Annotated in this window: 22 protein-coding genes and 1 riboswitch; of the genes, 20 read left to right on the top strand and 2 right to left on the bottom strand. The window is 40.4% G+C overall.

All coding sequences use genetic code 11. From position 1 onward, the window contains the following. Positions 1-188: 188 nt before the first annotated feature. From K1J10_RS08100 to K1J10_RS08050, 12 genes are all read left to right on the top strand, one after another. A complete protein-coding gene (locus K1J10_RS08100; protein ID WP_306790304.1) occupies positions 189-656 on the top strand; it encodes a hypothetical protein in 468 nt (155 codons plus the stop codon). Positions 657-785: 129 nt separating this feature from the next. Further along, positions 786-1,415: a hypothetical protein gene (locus K1J10_RS08095; RefSeq protein WP_223356671.1), complete on the top strand. Its 630-nt coding sequence runs from the start codon at positions 786-788 to the stop codon at positions 1,413-1,415. Further along, positions 1,406-2,725: a hypothetical protein gene (locus K1J10_RS08090; protein ID WP_223356669.1), complete on the top strand. Its 1,320-nt coding sequence runs from the start codon at positions 1,406-1,408 to the stop codon at positions 2,723-2,725. The genes K1J10_RS08095 and K1J10_RS08090 overlap by 10 nt, the downstream gene beginning before the upstream one ends. A gap of 13 nt (positions 2,726-2,738) precedes the next feature. Then, on the top strand, positions 2,739-3,035 hold the full coding sequence (locus K1J10_RS08085) for a hypothetical protein (protein ID WP_223356666.1): 297 nt from the start codon (positions 2,739-2,741) through the stop codon (positions 3,033-3,035). An 8-nt stretch (positions 3,036-3,043) separates the two neighbouring features. Then, entirely contained in the window at positions 3,044-3,370 is a 327-nt protein-coding gene (locus tag K1J10_RS08080; RefSeq protein WP_223356664.1) for a hypothetical protein, read from the top strand. Between the two features lie 174 nt (positions 3,371-3,544). Further along, positions 3,545-3,670 carry a hypothetical protein gene (locus K1J10_RS10745; protein WP_023023285.1) on the top strand — a complete coding sequence of 42 codons (126 nt, stop codon included), beginning with the start codon at positions 3,545-3,547 and terminating at the stop codon, positions 3,668-3,670. A gap of 56 nt (positions 3,671-3,726) precedes the next feature. Further along, positions 3,727-4,287 (top strand): sugar O-acetyltransferase, encoded by a 561-nt coding sequence (locus tag K1J10_RS08075; RefSeq protein WP_223356662.1) that lies wholly within the window; start codon positions 3,727-3,729, stop codon positions 4,285-4,287. After that, positions 4,284-5,009 carry an alpha/beta fold hydrolase gene (locus tag K1J10_RS08070; protein WP_223356658.1) on the top strand — a complete coding sequence of 242 codons (726 nt, stop codon included), beginning with the start codon at positions 4,284-4,286 and terminating at the stop codon, positions 5,007-5,009. Before K1J10_RS08075 ends, K1J10_RS08070 begins: the two co-directional genes overlap by 4 nt. Before the next feature lie 179 nt (positions 5,010-5,188). After that, the gene (guaC, locus tag K1J10_RS08065) at positions 5,189-6,172 is read left to right on the top strand and encodes a GMP reductase (RefSeq protein WP_223356656.1); all 984 of its coding nucleotides are present in this window, start codon (positions 5,189-5,191) and stop codon (positions 6,170-6,172) included. Continuing rightward, positions 6,165-6,260: riboswitch (purine riboswitch) on the top strand. (Overlaps the previous gene by 8 nt.) 75 nt (positions 6,261-6,335) lie before the next feature. Beyond that, positions 6,336-6,917, top strand: a complete 582-nt coding sequence (locus K1J10_RS08060) for a xanthine phosphoribosyltransferase (RefSeq protein WP_223356653.1) — start codon at positions 6,336-6,338, stop codon at positions 6,915-6,917. Beyond that, positions 6,917-8,179, top strand: coding sequence for a nucleobase:cation symporter-2 family protein (locus tag K1J10_RS08055; protein ID WP_223356650.1), 1,263 nt, complete (start codon positions 6,917-6,919; stop codon positions 8,177-8,179). Before K1J10_RS08060 ends, K1J10_RS08055 begins: the two co-directional genes overlap by 1 nt. A 115-nt stretch (positions 8,180-8,294) precedes the next feature. Beyond that, positions 8,295-9,641, top strand: coding sequence for an MATE family efflux transporter (locus K1J10_RS08050; RefSeq protein ID WP_223356648.1), 1,347 nt, complete (start codon positions 8,295-8,297; stop codon positions 9,639-9,641). Between the two features lie 177 nt (positions 9,642-9,818). Here the strand turns inward: K1J10_RS08050 and K1J10_RS08045 are convergent, their stop codons facing one another. Continuing rightward, a complete protein-coding gene (locus K1J10_RS08045; protein ID WP_001117401.1) occupies positions 9,819-10,001 on the bottom strand; it encodes a 4-oxalocrotonate tautomerase in 183 nt (60 codons plus the stop codon). A gap of 419 nt (positions 10,002-10,420) precedes the next feature. Between K1J10_RS08045 and K1J10_RS08040 the strand changes: the two genes are divergently transcribed. From K1J10_RS08040 to K1J10_RS08005, 8 genes are read left to right on the top strand one after another with little or no spacing between them, the layout of a single operon-like run. Beyond that, a complete protein-coding gene (locus K1J10_RS08040; protein ID WP_125329409.1) occupies positions 10,421-11,005 on the top strand; it encodes a thymidine kinase in 585 nt (194 codons plus the stop codon). Positions 11,006-11,026: 21 nt separating this feature from the next. Further along, the gene (locus tag K1J10_RS08035; RefSeq protein ID WP_223356645.1) at positions 11,027-11,506 is read left to right on the top strand and encodes a GNAT family N-acetyltransferase; all 480 of its coding nucleotides are present in this window, start codon (positions 11,027-11,029) and stop codon (positions 11,504-11,506) included. A 9-nt stretch (positions 11,507-11,515) separates the two neighbouring features. Next, a complete protein-coding gene (gene prfA / locus K1J10_RS08030; protein WP_223356642.1) occupies positions 11,516-12,595 on the top strand; it encodes a peptide chain release factor 1 in 1,080 nt (359 codons plus the stop codon). After that, entirely contained in the window at positions 12,595-13,425 is an 831-nt protein-coding gene (gene prmC, locus K1J10_RS08025; RefSeq protein WP_223356641.1) for a peptide chain release factor N(5)-glutamine methyltransferase, read from the top strand. The genes prfA and prmC overlap by 1 nt, the downstream gene beginning before the upstream one ends. Further along, on the top strand, positions 13,418-14,029 hold the full coding sequence (locus tag K1J10_RS08020) for an L-threonylcarbamoyladenylate synthase (protein ID WP_223356639.1): 612 nt from the start codon (positions 13,418-13,420) through the stop codon (positions 14,027-14,029). The genes prmC and K1J10_RS08020 overlap by 8 nt, the downstream gene beginning before the upstream one ends. A gap of 39 nt (positions 14,030-14,068) precedes the next feature. Then, a complete protein-coding gene (gene glyA / locus K1J10_RS08015) occupies positions 14,069-15,325 on the top strand; it encodes a serine hydroxymethyltransferase (protein ID WP_223356637.1) in 1,257 nt (418 codons plus the stop codon). Between the two features lie 8 nt (positions 15,326-15,333). Next, positions 15,334-16,308 (top strand): nucleoid-associated protein, encoded by a 975-nt coding sequence (locus K1J10_RS08010; RefSeq protein ID WP_048789030.1) that lies wholly within the window; start codon positions 15,334-15,336, stop codon positions 16,306-16,308. After that, positions 16,308-16,910 carry a lysozyme family protein gene (locus K1J10_RS08005; protein WP_048789029.1) on the top strand — a complete coding sequence of 201 codons (603 nt, stop codon included), beginning with the start codon at positions 16,308-16,310 and terminating at the stop codon, positions 16,908-16,910. The genes K1J10_RS08010 and K1J10_RS08005 overlap by 1 nt, the downstream gene beginning before the upstream one ends. Before the next feature lie 205 nt (positions 16,911-17,115). Here K1J10_RS08005 and K1J10_RS08000 read toward each other — a convergent pair whose 3' ends face one another. After that, entirely contained in the window at positions 17,116-17,421 is a 306-nt protein-coding gene (locus K1J10_RS08000) for a hypothetical protein (protein WP_061563974.1), read from the bottom strand. Positions 17,422-17,774 lie beyond the last annotated feature (353 nt).

The following is a 17,774-nucleotide window of genomic DNA, read 5'->3' as shown; positions in this document are numbered from 1 at the left end:
TTTGTGTGAATACTTACAGTTTACCCCAATGAAACGCTATGAGTTTTTTTGTTGCACTATATTTTACAATTTATCAATTATAATTTTTGGAGGAATATTTTATATGACTAAATTTAACATCTCTTTAGGTTTGGAAAAAAAAAGAAGAAAAAATAATTAAACATGGTTTTCGTTTGTTAGAAGAACAGATGGCAACTTATATCAAGGAGAATTATTCAGGAATTTCTAGAATAGAATTTTCACCAATTTTTATCCAAGGCGGTGAAGATAATCCGCCATTTACGGCAGATGTGCTTCCCGTAATCTATGATGAATATGGGAATAGGGCGGTGATGGGGAAGCGAATAGGCAAAAAAGGTTATCCATCATATGGAACAACTGGGGACTTATTTCTTGACTTTGACCAACTTGGTAATGAAAGTATTTTGCTAGAAGTTTCACCAATTCTGGGTAAAAAAATCGATGTTAGTAATGCAAATCACTTACCAGAGGATGCGAAATTAACACCTCCTATTAAAGGAACAGATGACAACATTGACTCTTTGGTAAATGATGGTCAGTTAAAAAATGTTATTAAAAGTAAGAATGGAAGTACTAATGTAGAGATAGTTTATAACCTTCAAATTATTAGAGGGAGTTATTCAGAATGGAAATAATCCTTTATTAATCAGGGGAGGCTTATGGATAATATGGCAGAAAAAAATCGGCAAGGAATATTATATCGTGATATAATATAAACAGAAAAAAATGGATTCGTTTTCATTTAGATGCAGAGGTGACAGTTAATGAAGAAAATAAAACTTGCAATTATAGCTGTATTAATTATCTTAGTTTCAGGAGGGGGATACTGTATGACAAAGTGGATTGAACATCAAAATTCGCCATATAATGTTAGTGATGTTTTGGACGACAAAGGAGTGAAACTTTACAAACGAGGATTTCGTTTGTTAGAAGAACAACTGGCAACTTACATTAAAGAGCATTACTCTGGTGTCAGTAAAATAGAGTTTTCACCAATTTTTGTTCAAGGTGGGGATGGGCAGAGCATGTTTCATGCCAATGTTGTTCCTGTCATTTATGATACTCATGGTAATAAAGTCTATTTAGGTCGAACAGTTCAAAATTTCGGTTATGCTAGTTATGGAGATTATGGTGATGTCAGATTGGATTTTAATGGATTTGATGAAGAAATAATTGAGCTAAGAGTAGGAGATGATTTTATTGATATTGCAGGCAATAAAAAACTCCCTGAGGAAGTCAAACTATCATCTAACCCCAAGATGGATGAAAACATTGAAGCGCTTGTTAAAGATGGACAGCTGAAGGACGTGGTTAAAAGTGAGGAAGGTAGTCCAAGTGCAGAGGTTATTTATAATACAGAAATCAAGAAAGGATATCATTGGGAATGGCATTAAATGATGAACAGGTACAGGAATTACAAGTTGATGTGTTAAAAATAATAAAAGAAAAAAATGTTAATGAACAATTTGGTCTTGAAAGAAGCGGAAAGAAATACCAATTAATCAACGAAGTCAACGAAACCACCCAAGCCATTGCTGTTGCGCCTCTTGATAAGGAAGGACACCCAGATTATAGTCAAACTACTATTGTTGTTGCCGGAACTCAAGCTCCCGATGGAGACATTAATAATCATGTTATAGAGTCTGGATTTAATGCAGTAACAGCAAGAGTTCAATTAACAGAACAGACAAAGGATGTTCGAGAATTTTATAATCAATCATTAGCTAGTGCTAAAAAAATGGCTGGTAAAGGACAAGAAGTTAATATTAGTAATATGTCGGGATTTAGTCAAGCAGGACCAGCTGTTGCTAAAGTAGCTGCGGAAATGAAAGTCCAGAAGATTACAAATTTCATGGATTGGGGTGCATGGGCTTCTTTGTACAAGAATTCGTCCGATTATAAGGGGATTAGTAATGAAGAATTAGCATATCTTAATAAGCACTTACACTCATACAGTGATCAAGGGAAAGATTTAACAAGTTGGGATGGTCACGGGGGGATTATTCCATATGGTAAAGTGTTTACTGTCGAAGGTAAACATCATAATGCTGGTTTACCCAAGATTAAAGGTAATAGTCCAGATTTTGAGTGGTATGAAAAAAATCTTCTATTTTGTTCAGGAATGTCGAAGAGCCAAGTTGAAAGAATTGTAGACAAAATATTAAGCAAATCTAGTATTGATAATGCTTATAAAACAATGGCTAGACCAGAATTGATCGAACGCTATGAAGTAGAATACGGTCCTTTCGCTCCTGAGCCAACTAAACAAGATTTGATTTCTTTAAATATCAAACAAATCAAAGAATTAAAGGATTCCTTGAAGACTAGTTCCGGTAGTAAAAAAATTAGTTTAAGAGAAGAATTGGTCCGAGTAAGTGCGGAAAACACGAAACTTCAAGCTGAGGTTTACGAAGAAGAAGTTAAATCAAAAATTGAATCTGCAAAGGAAAATGTTTCTCAAAAAATTTCATCCCTTAAAACTGAAGCATATAGTATTGCTCGTCACTTACCATCTAGTGAAGTAGAGGCTCTATTATCTGAATTAAGTTTGGATACTGCATGGAACAGTGGCAAAGAGACAAAAACTATCACTGCAGCAAGCGATTATAAGAATAAAATGTCTCAGATTTCAGATAATCTGAATAAGGTTGCTGATAGAATTATTGAAAGTGATCAAATAGGTGCCAAGATTTTTAGCAATTAAAAGGAGTTAATGAATGATTGAACCGAATACTGAAGATCGATTAGAAGCAGAGCGCATAAAAACTGAATACATGAAAGTTCAAGAACGATTGGCAATCCAGGCTCTAGTTTCAGCAACAAAAGGTGTCCTAATGGCCGAAGGGGCTATTTTACAAACTTGGCTGGCTAATCAGGCGTTTAAAATGCAGAATTTCGCCACTTCTCAAGTACCTGCTTCCCTAGAAGGAGGATTAACAGGGGGTGCTGCTGATGCCATCAAAAAAATTTTAACAGAAGTACCTAAACCTGATCTTTCCAGTCCAATACTTTAGGAGAATTCATGAATATCAATGATAAAATTAGTAAAGTCGAGAGTGATCATCAAGCTTTTAGAAGGAAAGTGGCGGATTATGAATTGGATTATCAAGATATGAAGCGAGATGCAAAAAGACTTTCTGAATCTATGACCGATCTTATCATCTCCTTTTGTCATAACAACAATCAAGAACTTCCAATACATGAATTGCGGCTATTAGAAGAAAATAGAGATAACTTTGAAAAGAGTATTTCTAGGTTTGAAACTAGATTAAGCCAAACATATCAAGAGGAAAATAAACTTTACAATAAAAGTATGGAATCTCTTGAAAATATGAAAAAGAAGCTATGACACTGATGACTGTTTATACCACTCTCTAGTATAGTTCACTCGTTCCTCCTGTCTGAAAATTTTTGTAAATTACAAACTGAAAACAAATCAGAATTTGATAGCGTTTTCCTTGAATCTAAAATAGGCCAGGAGTATAATAGAGAGTGGAAAAAGTACATTAAAAAGGAGTGTGTCATGATGATCATTAGTGTGATTTTTGCTGTAGCTTACTTCTTGCTGGTTGCCCTTGTTGCGGCTCTTGTTTTCCGAGCGATAGGAAAAATATTTGAGCTCTTCGATGGCTACCTGATGTACCATTAAGAGATAAACAAGTCCACTCACTATGAGTGGTTTTTTACTATAGAGCGGAGATAATTATGAAAACGGAATATGAAAAGATGATTGCTGGCGAGTTTTACAGTCCCATGGATCCAGAATTGAGGAAGTTGGCAGAAGAAGCTCGGGCCAAGCAATATGCCTTTAACCAAGAAGCAGATGGAGAGAAGCGGAGTCAACTCATAAAAAGTTGGTTCGGGTCCACAGGGAATAATGTTTCCATTCATCCTTTTTTGGCTTGTGATTATGGAGTGAATATCCACTTGGGAGAGAACTTTTATGCCAACTGGAACCTAACCATGCTGGATGTTTGCCCGATCAGGATTGGAAAGAACGCCATGATCGGTCCCAATTGCCAATTTCTCACGCCTCTCCATCCGCTAGATCCAGATGAGCGAAATTCAGGAAAAGAATATGGAGCTCCGATAACGATTGGAGACAACTTCTGGGCAGGTGGAGGGGCTATCATCCTTCCAGGAGTGACCTTAGGCGATAATGTCGTCGTCGGAGCTGGTGCAGTGGTGACCAAATCATTCGGGGATAATGTGGTCCTAGCTGGTAATCCAGCCAGAATCATTAAGGAAATAGAGGTGAAAGAATGAAGTTTTACTTTATCGGAGGACTGGGAAGTAACGAAAATCATATGAGCGAATTTACTCACTGCTTTCCATACACCATTACGTATCTAGATCCCTATAAGGTAAAACTGGAATCTGCAAAAGATTTAGTAGATTGGTTTGATGAAGTCCATGCGGATTCTGATGAAAATACTTGTATCATTGCCCATTCACTAGGTGGAGATTTGGCTCGATACCTAGCATCCAAAATGCCGAAAATTACACACCTGGTTCTGCTAGATGGCGGCTATCTTGATATGGACCAGATCTTACCACTAGAGCAGGAAATCGAAGAGACACTCGCCTATCTCAAGCAACAGGTATTTCCATCTCTAGAAGAAGCTGTTGCAAGTGAACTTGGAGATACTTACAATCCTTCGCAAGCTGCTATAAAGGCCATTCAATCCAGTTATCGTTGGAATCCTGACCTCCATCATTATGAACTGGATCTAGATCCGCAAGCTGTTCTTTCCTTGCTGAGACTCAGACGGGTACTTCGATCTTTTCAAGCTCCACTAACGGATACCAAGGCCTTATTCATCGGACCTAAATACGAAGATGAGCCCGATTGGAGAACTAGAGCATTTGAAAATTTAGATCCTTCTATCAAGAAGGTACTCTTAAAGGATCTCGGTCACGATTTTTATACAGCCGTCCCTAATCTTGTCAGCAAAGAAATCATCAATTGGCTTCAGATTTGTTCATAAATAACTTATATACAGAAGTTGCTCTAAAGAATCGTCTAGTAATTTCCGAACATTAATTCAATAATCAGCATTCTAATTGAATCGACTCCGTATCTTTGCTATAATCTTGAATGGAAACGTCGGAAGGCGTAGTGATGACGCATCACGATTTAAAATTTAGAAACGAGATTCCAATCCGTATGTTAAACGAATTTCCAATCTTTGATTACGAAGATATTCAATTAATCCCTAACAAGTGTATTATCAAAAGTCGTGGAGAAGCTGACACGACCGTTCAGTTTGGTAAGCACACCTTCAAGCTACCAGTGGTACCTGCCAACATGCAGACTATCCTGGATGAGGATGTGGCCGAGCAACTGGCTAAAGGGGGATATTTTTACATTATGCACCGCTTTGACGAAGCTGGTCGCATTCCCTTTATCAAACGTATGCACGATCAGGGCTTAATTGCTTCCATTTCAGTTGGAGTAAAAGACTATGAGTACGACTTTGTGACTCAACTCAAGGACGACGCACCAGAATACATCACCATCGATATCGCTCACGGACACTCAGATAGTGTCATCCAAATGATCCAGCATATCAAGAAGGAATTACCAGATACCTTTGTCATCGCAGGAAATGTCGGAACTCCAGAAGCTGTTCGTGAGTTGGAAAACGCTGGAGCAGATGCTACCAAGGTCGGGATCGGACCTGGTAAGGTCTGCATCACAAAAGTGAAGACTGGATTTGGTACTGGCGGTTGGCAGTTAGCTGCCCTTCGTTGGTGTTCAAAAGCAGCTCGCAAGCCGATTATTGCAGATGGTGGAATTCGGACCCATGGAGATATTGCGAAATCCATTCGTTTTGGTGCTAGCATGGTCATGATCGGTTCTCTCTTTGCAGGTCACATTGAAAGCCCAGGGAAGACTGTTGAAGTCGACGGGGAAGCCTTTAAAGAGTATTATGGATCTGCTTCAGAGTACCAAAAAGGGGCCTATAAAAATGTTGAAGGTAAGAAAATCCTTCTACCAGCCAAAGGTCATCTGCAAGATACCTTGACAGAGATGGAGCAAGACTTGCAAAGTTCAATTTCCTATGCTGGAGGTCGCAAGGTTGCTGATCTCAAGCATGTCGATTATGTCATCGTAAAGAATTCTATCTGGAATGGTGACTCTCATTAAAACTACAATTACTTATTTATCTTGCGGATTGGCGCAAGGTCTCTACAAGGTGCCGGAACACCTAACAATAAGTAAGTCTTAGATTGATCCAGGGATTCTTGGATTCTGTAGAGGCTTACTTGGTAAGTCTCTATTTTTTGTTCCAAACTGTTTAGGAGAAAACATGAAATTATTAGAAGAACGCATATTGAAAGACGGAAATGTCCTGGGAGAGAATATCCTCAAGGTCGATTCCTTCTTGACCCACCAAGTGGATTACCAGTTGATGAAAGAAGTTGGGAAGGCTTTTGCGGAACGCTTTAAAGATGCTGGTCTGACTAAGATTGTGACGATTGAAGCTTCCGGAATCGCTCCTGCCCTCTATGTGGCAGAAGCTTTGGAACTTCCCATGATCTTTGCTAAAAAAGCCAAGAATATTACCATGAATGAAGGGATTTTGACAGCAGAAGTCTATTCCTTTACCAAGCAAGTGACTAGTACGGTTTCCATTGCTAGCAAGTTTTTAACACCAGATGATCGTGTCTTGATCGTTGATGACTTTCTGGCAAATGGCCAAGCAGCTAAGGGCTTGATACAGATTATCGAACAAGCTGGTGCGAGTGTAGAAGCCGTCGGTATCGTCATTGAGAAATCCTTCCAAGATGGCCGTGGACTGTTAGAAGAACTCGGCTACCCAGTTGTTTCACTTGCTCGTTTGGACCGTTTCGAAAATGGTCAGGTTGTATTTAAGGAGGCAGACATCTAATGCAAAAACAAGAAAACCATTCACAGGCAGCCATTCTAGGCTTGCAGCACCTATTAGCCATGTATTCGGGTTCTATTCTAGTACCGATTATGATTGCGGGCGCTTTGGGATATAATGCCCAGCAACTAACCTATCTCATCTCTACAGATATCTTTATGTGTGGGGTAGCCACCTTCCTGCAATTGCAGTTAAACAAACATTTCGGGATTGGTCTTCCGGTCGTCCTTGGGGTGGCCTTCCAGTCTGTAGCACCTCTTAGCATGATTGGGGCTAGCCATGGTAGTGGGGCCATGTTTGGTGCCTTGATTGTTTCAGGGATTTACGTGGTTCTGGTCTCAGGATTCTTCTCGAAAATCGCCAACCTCTTCCCATCCATTGTGACGGGATCTGTCATTACGACCATTGGTTTGACTTTGATTCCAGTAGCGATTGGGAATATGGGAAACAATGCTGAAGAACCAACGGTTCAAAGTTTGATTTTGGCCGTGATTACCATTCTCATCATTCTTGTGGTCAACATCTATACGACAGGCTTTATCAAATCTATTTCTATTTTGATTGGGTTGATTGTAGGAACAGCTATCGCAGCTTTTATGGGCTTGGTAGACTTCACTCCTGTAGAACAAGCTCCAGTCCTTCACGTTCCAACGCCCTTCTTCTTTGGAGCTCCTAAGTTTGAAATTACTTCAATCGTCATGATGTGTATCATCGCAACTGTTTCCATGGTCGAATCGACTGGTGTCTATCTTGCCCTTTCAGATATTACAAAAGATCCAATTGATAGCACGCGCCTTCGTAATGGCTACCGTGCTGAAGGATTGGCCGTACTTCTCGGTGGTATTTTCAATACCTTCCCCTACACTGGATTCTCACAAAATGTCGGCTTGGTGAAATTGTCTGGTATCAAGACCCGTCTTCCAATCTACTATGCGGCTGGTTTCCTCGTTCTTCTTGGCCTCCTTCCTAAGTTTGGAGCTTTGGCGCAAATCATTCCAAGTCCAGTACTTGGTGGAGCTATGCTAGTCATGTTTGGTTTTGTGTCTATTCAAGGGATGCAAATCCTTGCGCGTGTTGATTTCGAACACAATGAGCACAATTTCCTCATCGCGGCTGTATCGATCGCAGCAGGGGTAGGGTTAAACAACAGCACCCTCTTTAATGGTCTACCAAGCGCCTTTAAAATGTTCTTTGCAAACGGGATTGTTGTTGCCAGCGTCTTGGCAATTATTCTCAACGCCATCTTGAATCGCAATAAAAAATAATCTAAAAAACTGAGGATCCGTTAGATCTTCAGTTTTTTAATTTTTTTGACATTTAAGGAGACATATAGTAGAGTGGTAAGAGAAAATTTTAACTTGATAAGAAGAGAGTCCTACCATGTATCTAACCCATCATTTTAAAGAGCGCTTGCGCTTATTTGTCAGTCTATTTATCCCTCTCCTGGTCTATCAGCTTGCTAACTACTCTGCTAGTTTTGTTGATACAGCCATGACGGGACAATACAATACCTTGGACTTAGCTGGAGTTTCGACTGCCACTAGTCTTTGGAATCCCTTTTTTACCTTTTTAACGGGGATTGTGTCAGCTTTAACGCCAATTATCGGTCATCATTTAGGGCAGGGCAATAAAAAACGAATTGCTTCTGATTTTTATCAATTCATTTATCTCTCTTTTATGATGGCTGTCCTCTTGATCGCTTTTGTCTTGCTGATTGCACCGATTGTCCTAAGAAAAATTGGTTTAGAAAGTGTCGTAGCTGGGATTGCGACCCATTATTTAGCCTTTCTATCTCTAGGAATTTTGCCCCTCTTACTCTTTAGTGTGGTCCGTTCCTTGCTGGATACTTTGGGCCTCACTCGCTTATCCATGTACCTCATGCTCCTCTTATTGCCTTTGAATGCTAGTTTTAACTACATGTTGATCTATGGAGCTTTTGGACTACCTGAGCTTGGAGGAGCAGGGGCGGGACTAGGGACATCCTTGGCCTACTGGGTCCTCCTCATCATTGCTTTTTTGATCCTCTTTAAGCACCCTAAAGTAGCTATCTACCAACTATGGAAGATCCAACCTCTCAATCTCAAAGAGATGAAAGAGACGATTCGATTGGGCTTACCGATTGGTGGAATTGTGTTTGCTGAAGTGATTATTTTCTCTGTAGTCGGCTTGCTCATGGCTAAATTCCCATCTATGACTATTGCCAGTCACCAGTCGGCCATGAATTTTTCAAACATGATGTATGCTTTCCCAGTTAGTATCTCAAGCACCATGGCCATTATTGTGTCTTACGAACTAGGAGCCGGAAGACCGGAGGTAGTGAAACAATATTGCCGTTTGGGACGATTGACAGCCTTTGGCTTTGCGATTATTACCCTTGTCTTTCTATATACATTTCGCTACCAACTGGCTGGATTGTATGGCAAGGATCCAATCTTTGTTCAGCAAACGGCTATATTCATGACCTTTAGTCTCTTTTTCCAAGTAGCCGATACCTTTGCAGCCCCCCTACAAGGAATTTTGCGAGGCTATAAGGATACAACCGTTCCTTTCTTATTAGGAGTCTTTAGTTATTGGAGTATCTCTATTCCTCTAGGGATTTTCCTTGATCATGTGACTGACCTCGGTCCCTATGCTTATTGGATTGGCCTCATTTCTAGCCTTGTCGTGAGTGGAATCTGCTACCAACTTCGACTATGGCAGATACAAAAGAAATACCAAATTTCCTAAAAGAGGCTGGGACAAAAGTCCTAGCCTCTCAATTGTCTTTAGATTATCGAGCAAGACGCAGTGGTTGAGTGGGCTCTCCTACGCTATTTTCATTAGCTTTTACAGCCCTACTCAACTGTGCGGAGGTGGGACGACGAAATCGAATTCTAACGAATTACCGATTTCTGTCCCACTCTCTTATTTAGTGCGCATCTCGCCTTGAGGGAAGTAGGTTCCTTCAGGCATATCATTGATAATGACATGAACAGCAGATTGGGGAGCACCTGTATTCCGAACGACAGCCTCGGTTACTTCCTTGGCCAGAGCTTTCTTTTGCTCCAAGGTGCGCCCTTCGAATAAATCAATACGTACAAATGGCATTGCGCCACCTCCTTTATAAATCTTAACCTTATTTTATCATATTTTATATGAAAAGGAGGAGTCTATGTAGATGTTGCGAGTATAAGTTTAATAACCATATAAAAATTTTTTACCAATATTTAGTACTTCCTACTTACATAACTTCACCTATTATGGTATAATTAATTTGTAAAAAGTGGTCTCTCACCGTGCGTTTGTCATTTTATCAGGGAAATGATAGACGCTTTTTTTATTCTCAAATAACAAAAATGATGTGGCAACAGAGTTCAATTTTTGCTAGTGCAAACAGGAAAAACAAGGCTTCGTAGAACTCTACGTCCATAGTCCATCATCCAATGGTGAACCTCTCTATAAGTTGCCCTAATTTACTGCCCGTGTTATAATATAATGAAACACATTTTAGAGAGAACAAAAGGAAAATGGCACAATTATATTATAAATATGGGACCATGAACTCGGGGAAAACCATTGAAATTTTGAAGGTGGCCCATAATTATGAAGAGCAAGGCAAGAGTGTCGTCATCATGACCTCAGCAATCGATACACGAGATGGAGTTGGAGTAGTTTCTAGCCGAATCGGTATGAAACGAGAAGCCATGGCCATCGAAGATGAGACGGATATCTTTGGTTATATCCAAAGTTTGGAAGAGAAACCCTATTGTGTCTTGATCGATGAAGCTCAGTTTTTGAAACGCCACCATGTCTATGACTTGGCTAGGGTTGTTGATGAACTGGATGTGCCGGTGATGGCTTTTGGCCTCAAAAATGATTTCCGAAATGAACTCTTTGAAGGTTCCAAACACCTCCTCTTGTTAGCAGACAAGATCGAGGAAATCAAAACCATCTGCCAATACTGTTCTCGAAAAGCGACCATGGTCTTGCGTACGCAAGCGGGTAAACCTGTCTACGATGGAGAGCAGATCCAAATCGGTGGTCACGAGACCTATATCTCCGTTTGCCGCAAGCATTATTTTAATCCGGACATTCCAACTGAAAGCGTCTAGAACGTTTTAGAGAGGATAAAAATGTCTATTTGTTTAAAATATATTACAATAGAGAATTATTTTGACGTTTTAAATCTAGAAGTTCATCCAAACCAAAGGAATTTTATTGCATCCAATTCCATTAGTTTAGCTGAAGCCTATGTATATGATAAAAATGGTGATTTTATAGCTCCCTTAGCAGTTTATGATAAGGAAGTATTAGTTGGTTTTGTTATGATTGCCTATGACCGGAAAATTGGGATCAGTAAGGGGAACTACTTGTTATTTCGTTTTATGATAGATAAACGATTTCAAGGTTTAGGCTATTTTAAACAGACTATGGATGCAGTCATTGACTTTGTTCGAACAGAGCCAGCTGGAAAAGCAACAAGTCTTTGGTTATCTTATGAACCAGAAAATAAACATGCGAGATCTTGCTATCTCCATTATGGATTTAAAGAAACTGGCGAAGTCATAGAAGACGAAATTGTAGCAATCTATGATCTAACAACCAAGAATTAAGGAGCAAATATGAATATCTATGATCAACTACAAGCTGTGGAAGACCGTTATGAAGAGTTAGGGGAATTATTGAGTGACCCATATGTAGTCTCTGATACCAAACGCTTTATGGAGCTTTCAAAAGAAGAGGCTTCCACTCGTGACACGGTGACAGCATACCGAGAATACAAACAAGTCCTTCAAAATATCGTCGATGCTGAAGAAATGATCAAGGAATCAGGTGGCGATGCAGATTTGGAAGAAATGGCCAAGCAAGAGCTCAAAGATGCCAAGGCTGAAAAAGAAGAGTATGAAGAAAAACTGAAGATCTTACTTCTTCCAAAAGATCCAAACGATGACAAGAACATTATCTTGGAAATCCGTGGAGCAGCAGGAGGAGACGAAGCCCAGTTGTTTGCTGGGGACCTCTTGCAGATGTACCAAAAATATGCAGAAAGCCAAGGCTGGCGCTTTGAAGTCATGGAAGCTTCTTACAATGGCGTTGGTGGGATCAAAGAAGTCGTAGCCATGGTCTCTGGTCAATCGGTTTATTCGAAACTCAAGTATGAATCTGGTGCCCACCGGGTGCAACGGGTTCCAGTGACAGAAAGCCAAGGTCGTGTCCATACCTCAACAGCAACCGTTCTGGTCATGCCAGAAATTGAAGAAGTCGAGTACGATATTGATCCAAAAGACCTTCGGATTGATATCTACCACGCATCTGGTGCGGGTGGACAAAACGTCAACAAGGTCGCAACAGCCGTTCGTATCGTCCACTTGCCAACCAACATCAAGGTAGAGATGCAGGAAGAACGGACGCAACAGAAGAACCGTGAAAAAGCCATGAAGATCATCCGTGCGCGTGTGGCTGACCACTTTGCTCAGATTGCCCAAGACGAGCAAGACGCTGAGCGGAAGTCCACTATCGGTACTGGTGACCGTTCAGAGCGGATCCGGACTTATAACTTCCCTCAAAATCGTGTGACCGATCACCGGATTGGCTTGACCCTTCAAAAACTGGATACTATCTTATCTGGTAAACTGGACGAAGTGGTCAATGCTTTGGTCTTGTATGACCAAACACAAAAACTAGAAGAGTTGAACAAATAATGTTGTTGGGATCATTATTAGCTCAGTATGAAGAAGAATTAATAGCCGTTGGAGAGGAAGCAGAAAGCCTCTCCTTCGCGTATCGGGCTTTAAAAAACTGGACCTTTACAGACTTTGTCCTTGCCTTGCAAAAAGAAGTGGAAGCAGAGGACCAGGACTTGCTTGAATCCATCTTTGAGCAGTTGAAACATCACGTCCCTGCCCAGTATATTATTGGCAGCGCAGAATTCTGTGGCCATGTTTTTACAGTTGACAAGCGCGTGCTGATCCCACGACCAGAGACAGAGGAATTGGTGGATCTCATACTGGAGGAAAGCGATGAGGAAGCCTTACGAGTTCTAGATATCGGAACAGGTAGTGGGGCTATCGCTATTAGCTTAGCCCTTGCTAGACCTACCTGGCAGGTTCAAGCTAGCGATGTGTCAGAAGAATCTTTATCCCTTGCTCAAGAAAATGCCAAGCAGCTAGAAGCAGTTCTTGAATTCAAGTCGTCAGATGTACTGGACGAACTAGAAGGTCCTTATGACCTGATTGTGTCCAACCCACCCTATATCTCTCGCGATGATGTAGAAGAGGTTGGAGCCAATGTTTTAGCCTCTGAACCCCACTTAGCTCTTTTTGCGGATCGTGATGGATATGCCATCTACGAAAAGATTGCCAAGCAGGCACCAAGTGTTTTAACAGAAGATGGAAAGATTTATCTAGAAATCGGCTATAAGCAAGGAGGCAAAGTAAAAGAGCTCTTTCAAGAAGTATTTCCCAACAAACGCGTTCGCGTTCTGAAAGACCAATTTGGACAAGATAGAATGGTAGTAGTAGACAATGGATAACATTGAGAAAGAATTAGAAGCAGGACTTGCGGTTATTCTGCCAACTGAAACAGTCTATGGTATTTTTGCCAAAGCTTTGAATCAAGAGGCAGTTGATTATATATACGAATTAAAACGTAGACCAAGAGACAAGGCTCTGAATTTAAATGTAGCCGATGAAAAAACGATTCGAATTTATTCGAAAAACCAACCTAGCTATTTAACAAAACTGATTCATTCATTTTTACCTGGACCTCTAACTATTATTCTTCAAGCGAATGAAAAGGTACCTAACTGGATTCATTCAGGATTGGATACAGTTGGTTTCCGTATACCGGCTCACCCGAAGACATTGGATTTAATTCGTAAATACGGCCCTTTGGTTGGTCCCTCTGCCAATCTTTCAGGTCATGCAAGTGGAACAAAGTATAGGGCTATTGTAAGCGAATTTGATCAAGTGGTTCCTGGTATAGAGGATGATGACTTTCTGACAGGCCAAGATTCAACTATTTTGGATATCTCTGGTTCCAAAGCCAGGATTTTGCGGCAAGGTTCTATTACAAAAGCTGATTTGCTTGCACAAGTGCCGGAGCTTTCTTTTGAGGAAGATGAACTTCCTCAGTGATAATGTACATAAATAATTTTTTTATAAAGGAGTAGACCGATGATTTTTGATAAAGAAGATTACAAAGCTTATGATGCAGACCTATGGAATGCGATCGCTAAAGAGGAAGAGCGTCAACAAAACAATATTGAGTTGATTGCTTCTGAAAATGTCGTCTCTAAGGCAGTGATGGCTGCTCAAGGGTCTATTCTGACCAATAAATATGCCGAAGGCTACCCTGGTCGTCGTTACTATGGCGGGACAGATGTGGTCGATGTGGTCGAAAGTCTCGCGATCGAACGAGCCAAAGAAATCTTTGGAGCTAAGTACGCTAATGTTCAACCGCATTCTGGAAGTCAGGCAAACTGTGCTGCCTATATGGCCTTGATTGAGCCTGGTGATACCGTCATGGGGATGGATCTAGCTGCCGGCGGACATTTGACCCACGGAGCTTCTGTGAGCTTCTCTGGTCAAACTTATAACTTTGTGTCTTATAGTGTAGATCCTGAAACAGAGCTCTTGGATTTTGATGCCATCCTAAAACAAGCCCAAGAAGTGAAGCCAAAACTCATCGTTGCTGGTGCCTCAGCCTACTCTCATATCATTGATTTCTCTAAATTCCGTGAAATTGCGGATGCAGTAGGAGCTAAGCTCATGGTTGACATGGCCCATATCGCTGGTTTGGTCGCAGCAGGTCTTCACCCAAGCCCAGTTCCTTATGCACATATCACGACCACGACCACCCACAAGACCCTTCGTGGCCCTCGTGGTGGCTTGATCTTGACCAATGATGAAGACTTGGCCAAGAAGATCAATTCAGCTATCTTCCCTGGTATTCAAGGAGGACCTTTGGAGCATGTCATCGCAGCTAAAGCAGTAGCCTTCAAGGAAGCACTGGATCCAGCCTTTAAAGAGTATGCATCGAACGTCATTAAAAACAGTCAGGCCATGGCGGATGTCTTCTTACAAGATCCTGATTTCCGTGTCATTTCAGGCGGAACTGAGAACCACCTTTTCCTTGTCGATGTGACGAAAGTCGTTGAAAATGGGAAAGTGGCGCAAAACTTGTTGGATGAAGTCAACATTACCCTTAATAAGAACTCTATTCCTTATGAAACCTTGTCGCCATTCAAGACCAGTGGAATCCGGATTGGGGCAGCAGCCATCACCGCTCGTGGTTTTGGAGTAGAGGAAAGCCGTACAGTGGCTGAACTGATGATCAAAACCTTGAAAAACGCAGAGAACCCAACTGTATTAGAAGAAGTGCGGAACCAAGTCAAAGCCTTGACAGATGCCTTCCCACTTTACGAGGACTAAACCATCTTATGGACATTTACGTAAAAAAAGCCATCATTCATCAATTTAGCCCAGATGATACCGATCTTTATCTAGCAGACAAATTCCTGAATATCACCCCAAAAATTGAGGAATACTTGCGCAAAAAGATTGAGCGGGTCTATTCCGATGAGGCCAAGACCGGCATTTTTAAGGAAGACAATCCATTCCTTGAGATGATAACGGATGATCTCCTAGAAACTTCAGTAGCCTTAGCCAATCGCTGGAAAGAAGAATTTGTCGTCTCTGAGAATCAAAAGACCAACGATTTGGTGTTTATCCAATTCTCAAAAGAAGGGGTGGATCATTTTGCCTTTCTTCGGATCGCCTTACGGGAAACCTTGACACATCTTGGTGGGGAAGTGGATAATCCGATTAAGTTGACGCAAAACAATCTACCTGGCTTTGGAACGGGTGCTGATGAAGCCTTGGTTATCAATCTTCAAAGCCGCAAGTACCATTTGATCGAAAAACGAATCAAGTACAATGGCGCTTTCTTGAACTATTTCTCTGAGAATCTCCTCCAGGAGCAACCCAAGATTTCACCTAAAAAATCGATCAAAGAAATCGAAAAAACAGCCCAACGGATTGCTGAGAACTTCCAACAAGATGATTTTCAGTTCCAATCCAAGGTCAAATCAGCAATTTTCAACCAACTGGAAGAAGAGAATGAATTGTCACCTGAAAAGTTAGCCAATGATTTGTTCGATAACAACTTAACAGCTCGACTCAGTTTTGTCGATCAGGTGAAAGAGACTATTCCAGATCCTGTTCGCTTCGATGAGATTGATGCCAGCCGCCAATTGAAGAAATTTGAAAACCAAAAACTCTCCCTTTCAAACGGAATTGAGCTTTTGGTCCCTAACCATGTTTACGAAGATGCTGAATCAGTAGAGTTCATCCAGAATGAGAATGGGACCTACTCGATCCTCATCAAGAATATAGAGGACATTCAGAATAAATAATGATGAAACGAATAATAAAAATTTTCTTTTGCCTCTTGCTCGTCTTTTTCATATACAAGGGCTATCAGATACACCGGGATGTAAAACAGGTCATGACTTATCGTACCTTAGTGCGTGAAGTACTGGCTGAGGAAGATACTGGTACTAATGAAGATCTGATCCTTGCTATGATTTATACAGAGACCAAGGGCAAGGAAGATGATGTCATGCAGGCCAGTGAAAGTGCAACAGGCCAGACAAATTCTATCACCAATAACAAAGAAAGTATACGCCAAGGAATTCAAACCCTCTCTGAAAATCTGCGAAAAGCAAAGGAGAAGGGAGTCGATCCCTGGACAGCTGTTCAGGCTTATAATTTCGGACAGGATTACATTGAATATGTAGAAAAAAATGGCGGGAAAAACAGTCTTGAATTAGCTCGTAAATACTCAAAAGAAGTGGTTGCACCGAGTCTTGGTAATGTCACAGGGAAGACCTATCTTTATCTCCATCCTATTTCATTTTTACATGGCTCAGAGCTCTACGTTAATGGGGGAAATTATTATTATTCACGTCTCGTTGAAATGAATCAGTTCATCATGAAACTATTTTCCTGGTTCTAATACAAGCAGTCACTCTAAACAAGGGAAGAATCCCTTGTTTTTTTATGGAGCAAACTGTCATCTGTTTATAAAGAAGCTGTAAGCCCGTCATAAGATAAAAAGGATAGACTAGTTGGGAGTCAAAGGGATAAAACCTGCTTCCTTTTTCTGTAGGCTTATATTAAAAATTTAAGTCCTAAAAAAAAAACCAATTTTCATTGGCTTTTTAATCTGTTACTTCGATTGAAAGATAAGGAAGACCTAAGATTTTTCCGAAAATACCTAGAAGTGTTTTCATAGCTGAAGCTTTAATAATAGCTGTTTGACCAGCTTTTACGATCACTTCCTTAGAACGAGTGAAGGCTCCTCTTTGATCTACGTAGACCTTAACCATATCAAGCCCTTCAGGAAGCGGAAGTATAACGGTTTCGTCTTTGCTTAAGTTGGCAACACATTCTCCATTGATATAAACGTTTACCTTCATTAATACACCTACAAGGCCAGTTTGACGCGATACTGTAATTTCTGACATTTTGTTTCTCCTAAACTTTAAAAGTATTTTACTTAATAATTCATAAAAATAACGATAACTTTATCATAGCATTGTTCTCTTTAAGAATCAAGTTAAATCTTATACTAAAGATAGTGTATGTATCTATTAGAATAGATTCTTCAAATTAAGTTTAAATCATAAATAATTACGCTTGAAGAACTTATAAATTTATGCTATTATCATGTTGAAAATAATTATCTCATTCTGTTATAAATTATGAAAGAAACAGTTGTATATACACAAATAATTATATTTTAGCCCTGTTGTAAAATGAAGTGCAACACAAAAGACACGTTCATCTGATATACTAGAATTGCGAAAAACAGCATAAA

It is taken from the genome of Streptococcus australis, from assembly GCF_019930045.1.
Taxonomy (GTDB): domain Bacteria; phylum Bacillota; class Bacilli; order Lactobacillales; family Streptococcaceae; genus Streptococcus; species Streptococcus australis_D.
Note: the sequence above shows the minus strand (reverse complement) of the source record. Positions and strands in the feature narration are given on the sequence as shown.